The organism is Alcanivorax sp. REN37, assembly GCF_041102775.1.
Classification (GTDB): domain Bacteria; phylum Pseudomonadota; class Gammaproteobacteria; order Pseudomonadales; family Alcanivoracaceae; genus Isoalcanivorax; species Isoalcanivorax beigongshangi.
Map to the genome: position 1 here is coordinate 40,848 of NZ_JBGCUO010000002.1, position 15,967 is coordinate 56,814.

Below are 15,967 nucleotides of genomic sequence, written 5' to 3' on the forward strand. Positions count from 1 at the left end.
GCCCCGTGGAGACACCCATGAGTCACACCGCCATTGCCGAATTGTTCCTGCCGTTGCTGGGCCCGCAGCGCTGTCTGACCGATGCCGACAGCGCCCAGCGCTATGGCGTGGACTGGACCAAAGTGTGGGCGCCGGCGCCCTCTTTGGTGCTGCTGCCGGAGACGGTGGAGGAAGTGCAGGAAATCGTGCGCATCGCTAACGCCGAAGGGCTGGCGCTGGTGCCGTCCGGCGGCCGCACCGGGCTGTCTGCCGCGGCGGTGGCGGCTAACGGCGAGGTGGTGGTGGCGTTTGACCGCATGAACAAGGTGTTGCACTTCGATCCGCTGGACCGCGCGGTGACGGTGCAGCCGGGCATCATCACCCAGCAATTGCAGGAGTTTGCTGAGCAGAATGACCTGTTCTACCCGGTCGACTTCGCCAGCGCCGGTTCCAGCCAAATTGGCGGCAATATTGGCACCAATGCCGGCGGTATCAAGGTGATCCGCTATGGTATGACCCGCGACTGGATCACCGGCCTGAAAGTAGTCACCGGCAAGGGTGATCTGCTGGACCTGAACAAGGGCCTGATCAAGAACGCCACCGGCTACGATTTCCGCCATCTGTTCACCGGGGCCGAGGGCACCTTGGGCTTGGTGGTGGAAGCCACGGTGAAGTTGGCGCGTCGCCCGCGCGACTTGACGGTACTGGTGCTGGGCGTGCCGGGCTTCGATGAAGTCATGAAGGTGCTGCATACCTTCCAGCTCGATATCGATCTGACCGCGTTCGAATTCTTCTCTGAAAAAGCCATGGGCCACGTGCTGGCCCACGGCGTACCGCGGCCGTTCGACACCGTGGCGCCGTTCTACTGCCTGCTGGAGTTCGAGCAGTTGTCCGAGCAAGTTGGTGAACGCGCTATGGAGCTGTTCGAGAAGTGCGTCGAGGCAGGCTGGGTGATTGATGGCGTCATGAGCCAGTCACTGGCCCAGCTTGACCAGCTGTGGCAGCTGCGGGAGCGCATTTCCGAAAGCATCGCGCCGTTTACGCCCTACAAGAACGACATCTCGGTCACTGTGTCCAAGGTGCCGGCGTTTGTGCAGGAAGTGGACGCGGTGGTGCAACGGGAGTACCCGGATTTCGAAATCGTTTGGTTCGGGCATATCGGTGACGGCAACATGCACCTCAACATCCTCAAGCCGGCGGAGCTGGCCAAAGAAGTGTTCTTCGAGCGCTGCAACAACGTATCGCGCTGGGTGTTCGAGATCGTGCAGCGTTACAACGGTTCGATCTCCGCCGAGCACGGCGTGGGTATGACCAAGAAGCCGTATTTGGGCTATTCGCGTTCGGCCGAGGAAATTGGCTACATGCGTGCCGTGAAGCAGCTGTTCGATCCCAATAATGTGATGAACCCCGGCAAGCTGTTCGACCTGTAAAAGGAGCCTGCGATGTACCAGCACCACTGGATGGATGGCACCCCGATCGACCTGCCGCTAGGCAAGGCGGTGTGCGTGGGTCGCAATTACGCCGAACACGCCCGCGAACTGGGCAACGAGGTACCGGAACAGCCGCTGTTGTTCATGAAGCCCTCCACTGCGCTGTGCGATCTGGCGGCGCCGCTGGTGTTGCCGAAAGATCAGGGCGAGGTGCACCACGAGGTAGAAATCGTGGTGCTGATCGGAGAAACCCTGCGCAACGCCAACGCTGAGCAGGCCCATGCCGCCATCGTCGGTTACGGCATTGGTCTCGACCTGACGCTACGGGATGTGCAGAGCGAACTGAAGGCCAAGGGCCAGCCCTGGGAAAAAGCCAAGGCGTTTGATGGTTCCGCGGCGTTGTCCGGCTTTGTTTATGCGCCGGGTGTGTCCACCCGCCAGAACTTATCGTTGTTCTTGGAAGTGAATGACAGCCTGCGCCAGCAGGGCCATACCGGGCAGATGCTGTTCCCAATTTTCCCGCTGGTGGCCGAGATCAGCCGCCACTTCACCCTGCTGCCCGGCGATGTGGTGTTCACTGGCACCCCGGCCGGCGTCGGGCCGTTGGTGGCCGGCGACCGCTTCTCAGCGCGGCTCGGTAACTTCATGGTGGTCAACGGGCAGGTGCAGTAACGCGCCAGTCCGGTGCGCTTTCGGGCTGCGGCGGGGCAATGATCAGGTCGGTTTTCGGAGCCGTGCAGCGGCGCTGCGGGAGTGGGCGCTTCGATGGCGTCACGTTCCAGTGGTTCCGCCCACCTTGTCAGACTTGCTGGTGCACCGGTGCGCAAGGTGGAATGTCCGTCAGCGCGCCGGCACTGCTCCACGGCGGTTGATCCACAGCGACGCCACAATCAGGCCACCGCCGAACAGCAGCCGTCCCAGGTCCGCATCCAATTGCCAAATCAGCGCATTCAGCGCCAGCCCTACCGGTACCGTGAGGTTGTTCATCACCGCCAGCGTGCCGGCATCGACGCGGGTGGCGCCCTTGTTCCACCAGAATTGTCCGAGCGCGGTGGCCACCAACCCCATCCACAGCAGCGTCCACCACTGGGCGGCGGTGTGCGGCAGCTGCTCGCTATTACCCAGCAGCAGCCAGGCCGGCAGCACTACCACCAGTGCGCCGAGGAAGAAGTAACCGAAGCTGCGTGACAGCGGCAGCTCCAGTTTGGTTTTGCGCATCTGGTGGCGGTACAGCACTTGGCCGGCCGCGAAGGTACCGTTGGCCAGCTGCAGCAGCAGGAAACCTCGCAGATAGTCGCCGCTGAGACCGTCATAGCGGATCACCACGGCACCCAGCACCGCTACCGCCGCCGCCAGCAGCGCCCACGGGCGGAAACGCCGCTGCAGGGCATCATCAATCAGGGTGACGTGCAGCGGGGTCAGCACCGTGAACAGCAACACCTCGGCCACCGTCAGCACGCGGAAGCTCAGGTACAGGCACACATAGGTGATGCCAAATTGCAGCGCGCCGGCCAGTGCGATCCATAGCGCCAGCCGTGGCGGCACCCCGCGAATGCGGGTGAGCGGTAGGAAGACCGCGCCGGCCAGCAGCACACGGGTCAGCACCGCGAAGTAGCTGTCGACCTGGCCCGCCAGCACTACCCCGATCAGGTTGAATGAGAACGCCCAGATCAGGGTGACTAGCAGCAGGTGGCCCATCGGCGATCAGTAGCGGCGCACGCCGTCGCGGCCGCCCACCAGCACCACGTCCGCCGGACGCAGCGCAAACAGACCGTTGGTGACCACGCCCACCAACTGGTTGATGTCGGTTTCCATTTTCAGCGGCCGGCCGAGGTCGATGTGGTGCACATCGAGGATCAGGTTGCCGTTGTCGGTGACGAAGCCGTCGCGGTAACGCGGTTGGCCGCCGAGGCCGGCCAGTTTGCGGGCCACCAGCGAGCGCGCCATCGGGATCACTTCCACCGGCAGCGGGAAGGCGCCGAGCACGTCCACACACTTGCTCTCGTCGACAATGCAGATGAATTGGTCGGCCACCGCCGCCACGATCTTCTCGCGCGTCAGCGCGCCGCCGCCGCCTTTGATCATCTCGCGGTGCTTATTCACTTCGTCAGCACCGTCCACGTACACCGGCAGCCGGTCCACTTGGTTGAGGTCGAACACCTCGATGCCGTGGCTGCGCAGGCGCTCGGCAGTGGCCTCAGAGCTGGCCACGGCGCCACGGATTTGGTGCTTGCGGGTAGCGAGGGCGTCGATGAAGTAGTTGGCGGTGCTGCCGGTGCCAACGCCGACAATGGCGTCAGGTTCGATAAATGACAGTGCCGCCTCGGCAGCGGCCTGTTTTTGTGCGTTCTGGTCCATGAGGGTGCCCACTGGGAAGGATCGGCACAGTATAGGCAAGCGACCCGGCGGCGGCCACGGGCGGCGGCGGTGGACGCTGCCGCAGCGCCGCCGTACCATCGTTTGCCTTCCCTCGCTGTACGCCGAAGAGCCCCTCGATGCCTGATCGTTACGTGAAGATGATCCTCCAGTCCCGCGTCTATGACGTGGCCGTGGAATCCCCGCTGCAGGACGCGCCGTTGTTGTCGCGCCGGTTGGGCAACAAGGTGCTGCTCAAGCGTGAAGACCTGCAGCCGGTGTTCTCCTTCAAGCTGCGCGGCGCCTACAACAAGATTGCTTCGCTGTCGCCGTCCCAGCGCGAGCGCGGGGTGATCTGTGCGTCCGCCGGCAACCACGCTCAGGGCGTGGCAATGGCGGCCAAGCAGCTCGGTATTAAGTCGGTGATCGTGATGCCGCGTACCACGCCGGACATCAAGGTGCGCTCGGTGCGTGAGCGTGGTGGCCGTGTGGTGCTGCATGGCGACAGCTTCGATGAGGCGCTGGCCCATGCCGAGGAACTGACCGAGAAAGAAGGCTACAGCTTCGTCCACCCCTACGACGATCCGTTTGTCATTGCCGGGCAAGGTACGGTAGCGATGGAGCTGCTGCACCAGCATCCGGCCGACATTACCGCGGTGTTCATTCCGGTGGGCGGTGGTGGTTTGGCGGCCGGCATGGCGGCTTACCTGAAATACGTGCGCCCGGAAATCAAGGTGTTCGGCGTTGAAGCCGAAGACGCTGCCTGCCTGAAGGCTGCGCTGGATCGTAAGCGGCGGGTGGAGCTGGCAGAAGTGGGCCTGTTCGCGGACGGCGTGGCGGTGCGGCAGATCGGCAAGGAAACCTTCCGCGTGCTGCGCCAGAGCTTGGATGGCGTGCTGACGTGCACCACTGATGAAATCTGCGCGGCGGTGAAAGACACCTTCGAGGACACCCGCGCGGTGCCGGAGCCGTCCGGGGCGCTGGCGCTGGCGGGCATGAAGAAGTGGGTGCAGCAGGAAGGCATCGAGGGCGCCACGTTGGTGGCGATCCAGAGCGGTGCCAACGTCAACTTCGACCGCCTGCGCCATATTGCCGAGCGTGCCGAGCTGGGTGAGCAGCGCGAGGCGATCCTCGGCGTCACCATTCCGGAAAAGCCGGGCAGCTTCCGCCAGTTCTGCCAGGCCATCGGTCGCCGCGCTATCACCGAGTTCAATTACCGTTACCGCGATCAGGCCGAGGCCCATGTCTTTGTCGGCGTGCAGATTGTGCCCGGCAGCGATGATCTAGCGTCGTTAGTCAGTTCATTGGGCGACAAAGGTTACGGGGTGGTGGATATGAGCCAGAACGAAATGGCCAAGCTGCACATCCGCCACATGGTCGGCGGCCATGCGCCCAACTCCGGCGTTAATGAAGTGCTGTGCCGGGTGGAATTCCCGGAGCGGCCCGGTGCGCTGCTGAAATTCCTGATGTCATTGGGCGGGCGCTGGAACATCAGCCTGTTCCATTACCGCAACCACGGCGCGGCCTATGGCCGAGTGCTGGTAGGCTTCCAAGTGCCTAAGGGCGAGATGAAGGAATTCCGCGACGACGCCCAACATTTCCCCTATCCGGTGGTGATCGAGACGGACAATCCGGCCTACGAGCTGTTCCTCAATTGAGCCCCGTTCAGGCCCCGCCACGGTGGGGTCTGGCGGTTTCAGTGCTCAGATACAAAAATAAACGTCAATATCATGACATCCGGTGTTGACTTTTGTTTACATCTTGGTCAGTTTTTGACCGCGCGCTGACGGGCTGAAAAACGCCGGTCCGGTCTGTCTTTCAGACTGATTTGCGCAACGTTATCGACAGGGACTGAGAAGCCATCAGGACGGTGGCTTCCGATGCCGTTCAAGCCGTTGCAGAGTATGGCTGGGGAAACCAACAGATGAAGAAAAAGCCTGACGCCTTGGTGTTGTTGGCGGTGGTATTTGGACTGGGCGTGCTGGTCAGTAGTTTGACCTATGGCGGCAGCAACCCACGACTGGATGAAGTGGCAGCCACCATGGGCATGGCCGCAACCAGTGGTGACCGCGACAACCTGCGTTAATCGGTGATCACCGCATCCAGTGGTTGGTCCCAAGCGGCCGTGGGCAGCTCGGGCACCTGCTGGAAGCGGTATCCCACCCCCACCAGCCGTGGCCGTCGCGGCTGCCGGAGCAGCCGGGCCAGTGCTCGGTCATAGAAGCCTCCGCCCATCCCCAATCGCTGGCCATGGCCGTCAAAGGCCACCAGTGGAATCAGCAGCAGATCCAGACTCCAAAGTAAGGCCGTCGGCTGGTCCGGTGCCGGCTCGTCGATGCCGTAGCGGTTGGCCACCAGCGCTTGGTCCGGCTGCCAGCGGGCGAAATGCATGTGGCCGGCATGCAGCCGGTCGAGGCGTGGCAGGAACAGTTGCCGAGGCGGACCGCTGCGGGCCCACAGCGTGGCGTCGAGTTCGCCATCGCTGGGCAGATACAGACCTACCCGGCGACTGCCGTGTAATAAAAGTTGGGAGCGCAAGTGGCGCGCCAGCCGCGCGGCGGCACGCCGGCGCTGGCTGTCACTGAGGGCGCGACGGCGGTCGCGCATCTGGCGGCGCAGCGCGCGACGCTCGGCAAGCAGGGTAAATTGCGGGTCGGACATGGCGCTGCGCTGGCAATGAATAAGGTGTTCCCCGACTGTGCCGCTGCGTGGCTTGGCCCTTGAACCCTGCGGTTCAAGGTGGAGACGTCAGGCGTTTCTTCAGGCTTTCCGCCGTAGCGGACATGCACACAGACCCGCCATATTCGCCCCCGGGGGTGAAAACATCGGCTCAGGGACATCGCCTGGCTGGCGAACACTCCAGGGAACACCGGCGCAGTATAGCAGTAGCACCGGCCCGGGGTGGAGGGGCAATCAGGATTCGTTATCGGGACGTTGGCGCTGGCGGTGAGCGTCGAGCTCTTCGTCTACTTTCTGCAGCAGCCGCGACAGCCGGTCGTTGGCGTTGTTGCTGGCGACCAGCGAGTGGGAGGTTTGTAGCAGTTCGTGGGACAGGTTGAGCGCTGCCATCACCGCGATGCGCTCCAGACCGATGACGTTGGCATCGCGCACCTGGCGCAGCCGCTCATCGAGAAAACGGGCAGCCCGCAACAGGCTGTCGCGCTCACCGGGCGGACAGGAAACACGGTATTCCTTGTCCAGCAGGTGCACGACCACGGACGACACTTCACTCATGAATCCTGCTCCAGGGACTTCAGGCGGCTGATGATGGCTTCGATTTTGGACTTGGCGAGGTCGTTCTGCTTGAGCAGGGCGGCGCGTTCGTCCAGCAGCCACTGTTCGCGTTGGCGCAGGGCGTGGTTCTCTTCACGCAGACGGGCGCTGAGGCCGACCAGCTGTTCGACGCGGGCTTCAAGGTCCCGCAGGAGGTCGTCCGATCTCATGGCAAAACTCGCAAAGTTTACCTAAGGTTAGCCCCGCCTCCGGCCGCTGTCCTTGCGCCCGTTCAAAAACGTTCACAGCGTCGGAAACCCGTCTGTACTATAGAGACCGCCCAAATACCGGTCAACGGAGCCGATCGGGTGCTCAAATCCCCGTATTCAATGGAGTTCTGCTGATGTCCCAGGCCGCTGCCGACCACTTCGATTCGTTGTCCGATGCGCTGGTGCGCGCCGCCGTGCGCCACAGTCCAGCGGAGCTGCACGGCGTTATTTGCGGGCTGCTCAGCACCGGTCACGGCAGTCAGGACGCCGAACTGCTCGGCATGCTCGCCGCCCATGTGGAACTGGCTGCCGGTTGGGAGGCCGACACCGGCCGCCAACTGTTGGCGCTGCGCGACCTGACCCGCGACGGTTTCACCGCCGAGGGCCTGGAACTGCAACTGGTGTTGCCGGAAGAGGACAGCGGTTTGAGCGAGCGCATCGCTGCGCTGGGGCAATGGTGTGAAGGTTTCTTGGTTGGCTTCGGTACCGGCAGTGCCGGTGTGCGTGACAGCGACTTAGCACCGGGTTTGCAGGAAGCGTTGTCCGATATTGCCGCGATCAGTCAGATCGGCGCGCCGGATGAAGATGACGAAGAAGACGCACAGATGTTTGAGCAGGTGGCTGAACACTGCCGTCTGGCCGCGCTGATGGTATTTACCGAATTGGCGCTGGCGGCACGCCAGCAGGAGGCCGCACCGGCCCCGGCTGTTCCCCCTGTGACCCACTGAAGGAGTCCAGCATGTTGATGCCGCGTGAGGAGTTCGCCCGCCGTCGCCGTGAGTTGATGGCGCAGATGGTCCCCGACAGCATCGCCATCCTGCCGGCGGCGCCGGTGCGCACCCGCAACCGCGATGCTGAATACCCCTACCGTCAAGACAGCGACTTCTGGTACCTGTCCGGTTTTGGCGAGCCGGAAGCGGTGATGGTGCTGCTGCCTGGCCGCGCCCACGGCGAATACGTGATGTTCTGCCGCGAACGTGACCGCGCCATGGAAATCTGGAACGGCTACCGCTCCGGCCCGGAAGGGGTGGTGGCGGATTTCGACGCCGATGATGCGTTCCCGATCGCCGACATCGACGACATCCTGCCGGGCCTATTGGAAGGGCGCGAACGGGTCTACTACGACCTCGGCCGCGACGCTGATTTCGATCGCCAAGTGATGGGCTGGGTCAACACCTTGCGGGCCAAGGTGCGCAGCGGCGCCCATCCGCCCGGCGAATTTGTGGCGCTGACTCATCTGCTGCATGACATGCGCCTCTATAAGAGTGAGGCAGAGCTGGCGGTGATGCGCCGGGCGGGGGAGATCTCCGCGCAGGCCCACGTGCGTGCCATGCGCGCGGTGCGGCCGGGTATGTTCGAATATCAGTTGGAAGCTGAATACCTGCACGAATTCATGCGCCACGGCGCCCGTGCGCCAGCGTACAGCACCATTGTTGGCGGCGGCGCCAACGGGTGCATTCTGCATTACGTCGATAACAACCAGCCGCTGCGCAATGGCGATCTGGTGCTGGTGGATGCCGGCTGCGAGCTGGAGTGCTACGCCAGCGACATCACCCGTACGTTCCCGGTGAACGGCCGTTTCAGCGGCGAGCAGCGGGCATTGTACGAAGTGGTGCTGGCATCCCAGTACGCGGCGATTGAGCAGTCGCGGCCGGGTTGTCACTGGAACCGCCCCCACGAAGCCGCGGTGCGGGTGCTGACCGACGGGCTGCTGTCGCTGGGGCTGTTGCGTGGCGAGTTGAACGAATTGATCGAAACCGACGCCTACCGGCCGTTCTACATGCACCGCACCGGCCATTGGCTGGGGCTGGATGTTCATGACGTGGGTGACTACCGAGTGGCGGACCAGTGGCGTGAGCTGGAGCCGGGCATGGTGCTGACGGTGGAGCCGGGCCTGTACGTGGCGCCGGATGACACCAACGTGGAAGCCCGCTGGCGCGGTATCGGCATTCGTATTGAAGATGATGTGGCGATCACCGCTACTGGCTGTGAGAACCTGACCAGCGGCGTACCGAAGACGGTCGACGACATCGAAGCGCTGATGCGCGACCGGCCGGTGGCGTCGTGACGGCGCCGCGCTCGGTGCCGGTGGCGATTGTTGGTGGTGGCATGGCTGGCCTGCTGCTGGCGCTGCTGCTGCGCCAAGCGGGCCAGCGGCAGGTGCTGCTGCTGGAAACCACGCCGCTACAGGATGATGGTTTGCCGCTGGCGCCGTCCTTCGACGCGCGCAGTACCGCGCTGTCGGCGGGCACCTTGCAGGTGTTCGACCAGCTCGGTCTGCGTGAGACGCTGCTGGAGCAAGCTGAACCGATCCTCAGTGTCGATGTGTCGCGCAAATCCCGTCTTGGCCAAGTGCGTATTAACGCAGCGGAAGAAGGCCTGCCGATGTTAGGTGCCGTGACCGAAAATCGCTGGCTCGGCCGGGTGCTGCTGGCAGCGGTGGCGCGCGTCGGTGGTATCGAGTTGCGTGCCCCGTGCGCGGTGCGCAATGCCCGCCGCCAGCCGGACGGTTATCTGATCGAGACCGAGCAGGGCGAGTCGATCCACTGCCGCTTGTTGGTGGCCGCCGATGGCGCCCATTCCCGGGTGCGGCAGGCCTTTGGTTTGGATGCGCGCCACCAAGACACCGGCCACGAGGCCATCTTTGCCAATATCGAATTACAGCGGGACCATGGCGGCGTCGCTTGGGAACGGTTCCTTGATGCCGGCCCGATGGCGTTGCTACCACTGCCCGGCCGCCGCATGGCGCTGGTGTGGACCGGCACCCAACGCCGCATGGCGCCGCTGCTGGAGTGTCCGTCAGAGCAGTTCATCGCCGCGCTGCAGGACGACTTCGGCATCGACCGGCTGGGGCCGATCGCGCGCATCGGCAGCCGCCACCGCTACCCGCTGGTGCTCACCCATGCCATCGGTCAGGTGGTGCCGTTTGGCGTGGTGGTGGGCAACGCCGCCCATACTCTGCATCCGGTGGCGGGGCAGGGCTTCAACCTCAGCGTGCGCGATCTAGCTCTGCTGGCGCAGACCGTCGGTGACAGTGACACGCCGGGGGCGTTGACCGGTTTGCAGCGCTATCACGCCGCCCGTGCTGCCGATCAGCAGCAGATCGTGCAGGCGTCGCGGTTGTTGCCGGAACTGTTTCGCGCCACCTGGGGGCCATTTGCCCACAGCCGCCAGCTCGGGTTGGTGGCCATGGATCTGTGGCCGCGTCTGCGCAGTGGCTTTGCCGCCCGCGCCATGGGAGTCCAGCACGCATGAACGATCAAATCTGGGATGTGGTGATTGTCGGCGGTGGCATGGCCGGCGGCCTGATGGCGGCAGCGCTGCTCGACAGCGGTCTGCGCGTGCAGCTGCTGGACGCCGCGCCGCCGCCGCAGCCGCCCACCGGCTTGATCCGCCCGCGAGTATCCGCGCTCACCGAGGCCAGCGTGCGCATGCTGCGCCGGCTCGGCGTGGAGCCGCTGCTGGCGGCGGATCGGATGCTGCCCTACCAGAGCATGCAGGTGTGGGACGGCGATGGCACTGGCCAGGTGGATTTCCATGCCCGTGATGCCGGCGCCGAGGCGCTGGGCTGGATGGTGGAGAACGATGCGGTAGTGGCGGCGTTGTACCAGCGCGTGGCGCCGCAGCTGCCGTGGCGGGTGGCGACCTCGGTGGTTGATCTGCAGCGCCATGCGCTGGGTTGGCAAATCACCTTGGCCGATGGTGAAACCCTAGTGACGCGACTGCTGGTTGGCGCTGATGGCGCCCATTCCAGTGTCCGCGACCGGCTCGGTATTGCCGGCACCCCGCGTCCCAGCGGGCATTGGGCGGTGGTCGGCACCATCGCCACCGAATTGCCCCACGGTGCCTGTGCGCGCCAACGTTTCATCGACAGCGGGCCGTTGGCGTTGCTGCCGATGGGCGGTGCTGACGCGCCCTGCTCAATTGTCTGGTCCACCTCGGAAGCGGACGCCAAGCGATTGGCGGCGCTGCCGGAGGCGGCGTTCAACCAGGCGCTGACATTGGCCAGTGAAGGGGTGCTCGGGGCGCTGTCGATCCAAGGTCCGCGCGGCTGTTTCCCGATCATCGAGCGCCACGCCAGCAGCTATGTGGGCCGCCACGCGGCGCTGATTGGCGATGCTGCCCATGTGGTGCACCCGCTGGCGGGACAGGGCATCAACCTAGGTATGCTGGATGCCGCGGTGCTGGCAGAGGAGCTGCTGCGTGCCCACGCGCGCGGTCTGCCGCTGTCATCGCCAGCGACGCTGGCGCGCTACGAGCGCCGCCGGCGTGGCCATAACCTGCTGATGCAGCAGTCCTTCCATGGCCTCAAGTGGTTGTTCGAGCAACCGGCGCTGCCGCTGCGGCTGCTGCGCAATCTGGGGCTGCGCGGCGTGCAGCAGGCGCCGCCGTTGAAACAGTTCTTTGTCCAGCAGGCACTCGGCCGACGCGGCGACCTGCCGGCGCTGGCGCGGGCTTGATTGGGGCGCAGTGTCTCGTAGACAATGCGTCTCGTTCTTATTCCGGTGCCGATCGGCACCGCCTGCGAGATCCGTCTGGAGTGTTCCCATGAAAGCCTGGATGACCGCCGGCGCCCTGGCGCTGGCCACCCTGATGACCGCCTGTGACAGCGGCCCGACCACTCCGGAAGTGGTGGTGTACACCTCCCGCGGTGACCACCTGATCAAGCCCGTGTTTGATGCTTACACCGCCGAAACCGGCGTGCGCGTGCGCTACATCACCGATAACGATGCGGCGCTGCTGACTCGGCTTGAGTCCGAAGGGGCCCAGTCACCGGCCGACCTGCTGATCACCGTCGATGCGGGCAATCTGTGGCAGGCCGCCGAGCGGGGCCTGCTGCAGCCGGTGGACAACGCTGAGCTGAAGCGCGCGGTACCCGCCCACCTGCGCGATTCGGAATTGCGTTGGTTCGGTGAAACCGTGCGTGCGCGCACGCTGGTGTACGCCACCGAGCGGGTGCAGCCCGAGCAGCTATCCACCTATGAAGCGTTGGCAGAGCCAGAGTGGCAGGGCCGCTTGTGCCTGCGCACCTCGAAGAAGGTCTACAACCAGTCGCTGGTGGCGACCCTGATCGAGCGCCTGGGCGAGCCGGAAGCAGAGCGCGTAGTGCGCGGCTGGATCAGCAACTTGGCCACCGACGTGTTCGCCAACGATAACGCTGTGATGGACGCCATCGCCGCCGGCCAATGTGATGTCGGCATCGTCAACACCTACTATTTCGGCCGCATGCTGCGTGACAAACCGACGCTGCCGCTGAAGCTGTTCTGGGCCAACCAGGGCGACGGTGAAAGTGGCGTGCATGTGAACATTTCCGGGGCCGGTGTTACCGCCCATGCGCCGCATCGCGATGAGGCCGAGAAACTGATGGTGTGGATGTCGCAGCGCCAGGCCCAAAGCCTGCTGGCGGACGGCAACTTGGAATATCCGGTCAATCCAGACGTGCCGGCGGCCGCCGAGGTGCAGGCCTGGGGTCACTTCCGCGCTGACAACCTGAACGTGGAAGTGGCGGGTCAGCGGCAGGTGGATGCCGTGAAGCTGATGGACCGCGCGGGATACCGTTGAGTTGATGGCTTTCAGCAGCTGGCGGCAGGCGCTGATCCAGCGTTTGCCGGCGCTGCTGGTCGGCGCCTTAGCGCTGGTGGTGCTGGCCCCGATGCTGGTGCTGGCGCTGGCCTGGCGCGGCGACGAGTCCGAGGTCTGGCAGCACCTGGCCGACACCGTGTTGTGGACACTGGCCGGCAACACCTTGCTGTTACTGGTGGGTGTCGGGCTGGGTGTGCTGCTGCTCGGCGTGGGGCTGGCGTGGCTGGTCAGTACGCAGGAATTCCCTGGCCGCCGCTTCTTCGATTGGGCGTTGTTGTTGCCGCTGGCAATGCCGGCCTATGTGCTGGCGTTCGTCGCGGTGGACTTGCTGGACTATTCCGGCCCGCTGCAGAGCTTGCTGCGCAGTGCTTGGCCTGATTTCAGCGGACTCAATGTGCGCCGGGCGCCATTGGTGATCCTCACTTTGTCGTTGGTGCTCTACCCCTACGTTTATATGCTCGCGCGCACCGCCTTCCTGGCGCAGGGTCGCACTTTGCTGGAGCAGGCGCGGCTATTGGGGCTGCGCCCGCGTCAGGCGTTCTGGCGGGTGGCGCTGCCGATGGCGCGGCCGGCGATTGTGGCCGGCTTGGCGCTGGCGCTGATGGAAGCGCTGGCTGATTTCGGCGCGGTCTCCGTGTTCAACTTCGATACCCTCACCACCGCCATCTACAAAAGCTGGTATGGCCTGTTCAACCTCAACGCGGCCGCGCAACTGGCGTCACTGCTGCTGGTGCTGGTGTTGATGTTGCTCGGGCTGGAAGCTGCTGCCCGTGGCCGCGCCCGCTATGCCGAGGGCAGCAGCCGGCCATCCCAGCGCCGGCGTTTGCCGGGCGCGTGGCCATGGCTGCTGACACTGCTGGCGGCGCTGGTGTTTGCGGCGGCGTTCGCAGTGCCGCTCGGCCGTCTGTTGTACTGGGTGGCCACCAGTGCTTGGCGCGATTTGGACCAGCGCTATGTGGGGCTGGTGGGGCGTACGTTGATGCTCGGTGCTGGCGCGGCGGCGGTCACGGTAACGCTGGCATTGTTGATGGGGTATGTGCGCCGCCATCGCGCGCGGCGTTGGGTGCCGGCAGCAGTGCGTATAGCGACACTGGGCTATGCATTGCCGGGTTCGGTGCTGGCGGTGGGTATCGTGATGAGCTTCAGCGCGCTGGATCGTAGCGTGCACCAGTGGTTCGGCATCGGCCCGCTGCTGATGGGCGGGGTGCTGGCATTGGTGCTGGCCTATGTGGTGCGCTTTCTAGCGGTGGCCCATGGCAGTGTCGATGCTGCTTTTGAGCGGGTGCGGCCACGCTTGGTGGACGCCGCGCGCGTGCTCGGCGCCTCGCCGTGGCAGGTGGTGCGGCGGGTCTATGTGCCGCTGCTGACACCGGGCTTGCTGGCGGCGTTTCTGCTGGTGCTGATCGATGTGATGAAGGAAATGCCCGCCACGCTGCTGCTGCGCCCGTTCGGTTGGGACACATTGTCAGTGCGCATTTACGAGATGACCGCCGAGGGCGAGTGGGCGCGGGCAGCGCTGCCGTCGCTGACGTTGGTGCTGGTGGGGTTACTGCCGGTGTACTTACTGATGCGGCGAATTCGCCAAGCCAACCGGTGACGATAGTCCCATCTTGATGGGGCGTTATGAGACACAAGTCTGTTTTACGGTGTGTTTTACATTTGCACTCACGCCAACCTTGTCCGTTCCTGCCACCATTTTTATTGCATAAACGCCCGCGCTCGCGGGCGTTCTGCTTTGCGTCCGCCAGCACCTTGGCCACGCAACAATAACAACGAAAGCAGGAGCTTCATGATGTCTCGTTCGTTCCGTTTGTGGGCCACTCTGTGTGCCTTGCCGGGGTTGTGTGCCATGCCGATGGCGCATGCAAACATGGGTAACACCGCTTCCACCTATGGCGTGCTGCCGAGCGATATCGCCTCGGCTCAAGCGCTGTCGCTGTTCAACAGTCAGGTATCGGCCACCTACTACAACCCGGCTTATCTGGCCCGTGATGATCGCGGCGAGCTGACCGTTGGCCTGTTCCACGCCGAGCACTCACTGGAAGCACGCAGCTTGGGCGGTCCGGATCCGATCCAACGCAGCGGCGGCAACGTGCTCAATGACGACCCCTCGCAGCAAATCCTGGTCGGCATGAAAACCAACCTGACCTCGATGACGCGCTACAACAAACCGCTGTACCTAGGCTTCATGGCCGGCGTGGAGCGGTTCGGCAAAGAGATGCTGGCGTTCGATGCCACCACCTCGCGCGCCGGCCAGTTCTTCAATTACGGCCGCCAGCCGCTGTTCCTCAACCTCGGCGGCGCCATGAACGCGTGGCGCGGTATCGACCTGGGCGCGTCACTGCGGGTGACGCTGCACGCCAACGCCAACCTCGATACCTACTCCAACTTGGCCGGCGAGACCCAGTACGAGTCGCTGCAGGTGGACGCTAAGCCGGTGGTGCGGCCCATTTTGGGCGTCAACGTAAACTGGGGTGAAACGCTGCGTCCGGACCAGCGCAGCTGGCTGGATGGGCTGGAAACCGCGTTTTCCTACCGCGGCTACTCCAACACCCGCACCAAGGTGAATGCCAATGCCATCATTCCCGGTGTCATTGCCTCGCCGGGCCTGCAGCTGGCGATCGCCACGCTGGATTCGTTCCAACCGGATATCTACGCGCTCGGCGTGCAATACCGCTTCGACCGCCTGCGGGTGGGGGTCACCGGTGAGCTGCAGCGCTGGTCGCGGCTGGAGAAAGAGTTCGAGCATGACACCCTGCGCGACCAGGCCAACCTACGCTTCAAAGATGTGGTGATCCCGCGCATTGGCGCCAGCTACGCGCTCAATGATGTGTTCACGCTGACCACCGGTTTGGCGTTTGAATCTTCGGCACTGAAGAGCGATCGCTCGCTGGACGTGAATTACCTCGACAACGATCGCTATGTGCTCGGCGTCGGTCTGTCGGCGGAATTCAAGAACGCGCCGGTGTTCGCTTACCCGCTGCGAGTGGATGTCGGTTATCAGCACCACTTCCTCAAGGACCGTGAGTTCGAGCTGACCACCAGCGATCCCACCGTGGCCGGCAACCCCTATGAGCGCGTGCGCAGTGGCGGTGATGTGGACGTGTTCGCGCTGTCGATGACGATGAAGTTCTGAGG

General features: G+C 64.2%; 16 protein-coding genes and 1 other RNA gene. 11 read left to right on the forward strand and 6 right to left on the reverse strand.

The genetic code is table 11. From position 1 onward, the window contains the following. Nucleotides 1-17 precede the first annotated feature (17 nt). Together AB5I84_RS11890 and AB5I84_RS11895 are read left to right on the forward strand one after the other, a co-directional pair. The gene (locus AB5I84_RS11890) at nt 18-1,409 is read left to right on the forward strand and encodes a D-2-hydroxyglutarate dehydrogenase (protein ID WP_369456125.1); all 1,392 of its coding nucleotides are present in this window, start codon (nt 18-20) and stop codon (nt 1,407-1,409) included. A gap of 12 nt (nt 1,410-1,421) precedes the next feature. Beyond that, complete coding sequence (locus AB5I84_RS11895) at nt 1,422-2,081, forward strand: fumarylacetoacetate hydrolase family protein (protein WP_369456126.1); 660 nt, start codon at nt 1,422-1,424, stop codon at nt 2,079-2,081. Nucleotides 2,082-2,249: 168 nt separating this feature from the next. Here the strand turns inward: AB5I84_RS11895 and AB5I84_RS11900 are convergent, their stop codons facing one another. Together AB5I84_RS11900 and rpiA are read right to left on the reverse strand one after the other, a co-directional pair. After that, nucleotides 2,250-3,107, reverse strand: a complete 858-nt coding sequence (locus AB5I84_RS11900) for a carboxylate/amino acid/amine transporter (protein ID WP_369456127.1) — start codon at nt 3,105-3,107, stop codon at nt 2,250-2,252. Between the two features lie 6 nt (nt 3,108-3,113). After that, nucleotides 3,114-3,767, reverse strand: coding sequence for a ribose-5-phosphate isomerase RpiA (rpiA, locus tag AB5I84_RS11905; RefSeq protein WP_369456128.1), 654 nt, complete (start codon nt 3,765-3,767; stop codon nt 3,114-3,116). 137 nt (nt 3,768-3,904) lie between these two features. Between rpiA and ilvA the strand changes: the two genes are divergently transcribed. Together ilvA and AB5I84_RS11915 are read left to right on the forward strand one after the other, a co-directional pair. Further along, nucleotides 3,905-5,422 carry a threonine ammonia-lyase, biosynthetic gene (gene ilvA, locus AB5I84_RS11910; protein WP_369456129.1) on the forward strand — a complete coding sequence of 506 codons (1,518 nt, stop codon included), beginning with the start codon at nt 3,905-3,907 and terminating at the stop codon, nt 5,420-5,422. A gap of 266 nt (nt 5,423-5,688) precedes the next feature. Further along, nucleotides 5,689-5,850 carry a hypothetical protein gene (locus AB5I84_RS11915; RefSeq protein WP_369456130.1) on the forward strand — a complete coding sequence of 54 codons (162 nt, stop codon included), beginning with the start codon at nt 5,689-5,691 and terminating at the stop codon, nt 5,848-5,850. Here AB5I84_RS11915 and AB5I84_RS11920 read toward each other — a convergent pair. The 4 genes from AB5I84_RS11920 to AB5I84_RS11935 all read right to left on the reverse strand — a co-directional run bounded on the left by AB5I84_RS11920 (nt 5,847) and on the right by AB5I84_RS11935 (nt 7,207). Next, nucleotides 5,847-6,425: a 5-formyltetrahydrofolate cyclo-ligase gene (locus AB5I84_RS11920; RefSeq protein ID WP_369456131.1), complete on the reverse strand. Its 579-nt coding sequence runs from the start codon at nt 6,423-6,425 to the stop codon at nt 5,847-5,849. The genes AB5I84_RS11915 and AB5I84_RS11920 overlap by 4 nt on opposite strands. A gap of 24 nt (nt 6,426-6,449) precedes the next feature. Beyond that, nucleotides 6,450-6,633: non-coding RNA, 6S RNA (gene ssrS, locus AB5I84_RS11925), on the reverse strand. A gap of 44 nt (nt 6,634-6,677) precedes the next feature. Next, entirely contained in the window at nt 6,678-6,998 is a 321-nt protein-coding gene (locus tag AB5I84_RS11930; protein ID WP_369456132.1) for a cell division protein ZapA, read from the reverse strand. Next, nucleotides 6,995-7,207 (reverse strand): TIGR02449 family protein, encoded by a 213-nt coding sequence (locus AB5I84_RS11935; RefSeq protein WP_369456133.1) that lies wholly within the window; start codon nt 7,205-7,207, stop codon nt 6,995-6,997. Before AB5I84_RS11935 ends, AB5I84_RS11930 begins: the two co-directional genes overlap by 4 nt. A 173-nt stretch (nt 7,208-7,380) precedes the next feature. On the opposite strand from AB5I84_RS11935, the gene AB5I84_RS11940 reads away from it, so the two are divergent. The 7 genes from AB5I84_RS11940 to AB5I84_RS11970 all read left to right on the forward strand — a co-directional run bounded on the left by AB5I84_RS11940 (nt 7,381) and on the right by AB5I84_RS11970 (nt 15,965). Further along, nucleotides 7,381-7,974 (forward strand): UPF0149 family protein, encoded by a 594-nt coding sequence (locus AB5I84_RS11940; RefSeq protein ID WP_369456134.1) that lies wholly within the window; start codon nt 7,381-7,383, stop codon nt 7,972-7,974. Nucleotides 7,975-7,985: 11 nt separating this feature from the next. Next, the gene (gene pepP / locus AB5I84_RS11945) at nt 7,986-9,314 is read left to right on the forward strand and encodes a Xaa-Pro aminopeptidase (RefSeq protein WP_369456135.1); all 1,329 of its coding nucleotides are present in this window, start codon (nt 7,986-7,988) and stop codon (nt 9,312-9,314) included. Beyond that, a complete protein-coding gene (locus AB5I84_RS11950) occupies nt 9,311-10,501 on the forward strand; it encodes an FAD-dependent monooxygenase (protein WP_369456136.1) in 1,191 nt (396 codons plus the stop codon). The genes pepP and AB5I84_RS11950 overlap by 4 nt, the downstream gene beginning before the upstream one ends. Beyond that, entirely contained in the window at nt 10,498-11,706 is a 1,209-nt protein-coding gene (locus AB5I84_RS11955) for an FAD-dependent monooxygenase (RefSeq protein WP_369456137.1), read from the forward strand. The genes AB5I84_RS11950 and AB5I84_RS11955 overlap by 4 nt, the downstream gene beginning before the upstream one ends. Nucleotides 11,707-11,794: 88 nt before the next feature. After that, nucleotides 11,795-12,808 (forward strand): extracellular solute-binding protein, encoded by a 1,014-nt coding sequence (locus AB5I84_RS11960; RefSeq protein WP_369456138.1) that lies wholly within the window; start codon nt 11,795-11,797, stop codon nt 12,806-12,808. A gap of 4 nt (nt 12,809-12,812) precedes the next feature. Continuing rightward, complete coding sequence (locus AB5I84_RS11965; RefSeq protein ID WP_369456139.1) at nt 12,813-14,426, forward strand: ABC transporter permease; 1,614 nt, start codon at nt 12,813-12,815, stop codon at nt 14,424-14,426. Nucleotides 14,427-14,621: 195 nt separating this feature from the next. Then, nucleotides 14,622-15,965: an OmpP1/FadL family transporter gene (locus AB5I84_RS11970; protein WP_369456140.1), complete on the forward strand. Its 1,344-nt coding sequence runs from the start codon at nt 14,622-14,624 to the stop codon at nt 15,963-15,965. The last annotated feature ends 2 nt before the right edge of the window (nt 15,966-15,967 follow it).

What these genes read in the sequence shown, in the direction of transcription:
- AB5I84_RS11890 (WP_369456125.1), top strand. Translation starts at nt 18, where the DNA reads ATGAGTCACACCGCCATTGCCGAATTGTTCCTGCCGTTGCTGGGCCCG.
- AB5I84_RS11895 (WP_369456126.1), top strand. Translation starts at nt 1,422, where the DNA reads ATGTACCAGCACCACTGGATGGATGGCACCCCGATCGACCTGCCGCTA.
- AB5I84_RS11900 (WP_369456127.1), bottom strand. Translation starts at nt 3,107, where the DNA reads ATGGGCCACCTGCTGCTAGTCACCCTGATCTGGGCGTTCTCATTCAAC.
- rpiA (WP_369456128.1), bottom strand. Translation starts at nt 3,767, where the DNA reads ATGGACCAGAACGCACAAAAACAGGCCGCTGCCGAGGCGGCACTGTCA.
- ilvA (WP_369456129.1), top strand. Translation starts at nt 3,905, where the DNA reads ATGCCTGATCGTTACGTGAAGATGATCCTCCAGTCCCGCGTCTATGAC.
- AB5I84_RS11915 (WP_369456130.1), top strand. Translation starts at nt 5,689, where the DNA reads ATGAAGAAAAAGCCTGACGCCTTGGTGTTGTTGGCGGTGGTATTTGGA.
- AB5I84_RS11920 (WP_369456131.1), bottom strand. Translation starts at nt 6,425, where the DNA reads ATGTCCGACCCGCAATTTACCCTGCTTGCCGAGCGTCGCGCGCTGCGC.
- AB5I84_RS11930 (WP_369456132.1), bottom strand. Translation starts at nt 6,998, where the DNA reads ATGAGTGAAGTGTCGTCCGTGGTCGTGCACCTGCTGGACAAGGAATAC.
- AB5I84_RS11935 (WP_369456133.1), bottom strand. Translation starts at nt 7,207, where the DNA reads ATGAGATCGGACGACCTCCTGCGGGACCTTGAAGCCCGCGTCGAACAG.
- AB5I84_RS11940 (WP_369456134.1), top strand. Translation starts at nt 7,381, where the DNA reads ATGTCCCAGGCCGCTGCCGACCACTTCGATTCGTTGTCCGATGCGCTG.
- pepP (WP_369456135.1), top strand. Translation starts at nt 7,986, where the DNA reads ATGTTGATGCCGCGTGAGGAGTTCGCCCGCCGTCGCCGTGAGTTGATG.
- AB5I84_RS11955 (WP_369456137.1), top strand. Translation starts at nt 10,498, where the DNA reads ATGAACGATCAAATCTGGGATGTGGTGATTGTCGGCGGTGGCATGGCC.
- AB5I84_RS11960 (WP_369456138.1), top strand. Translation starts at nt 11,795, where the DNA reads ATGAAAGCCTGGATGACCGCCGGCGCCCTGGCGCTGGCCACCCTGATG.
- AB5I84_RS11965 (WP_369456139.1), top strand. Translation starts at nt 12,813, where the DNA reads ATGGCTTTCAGCAGCTGGCGGCAGGCGCTGATCCAGCGTTTGCCGGCG.
- AB5I84_RS11970 (WP_369456140.1), top strand. Translation starts at nt 14,622, where the DNA reads ATGTCTCGTTCGTTCCGTTTGTGGGCCACTCTGTGTGCCTTGCCGGGG.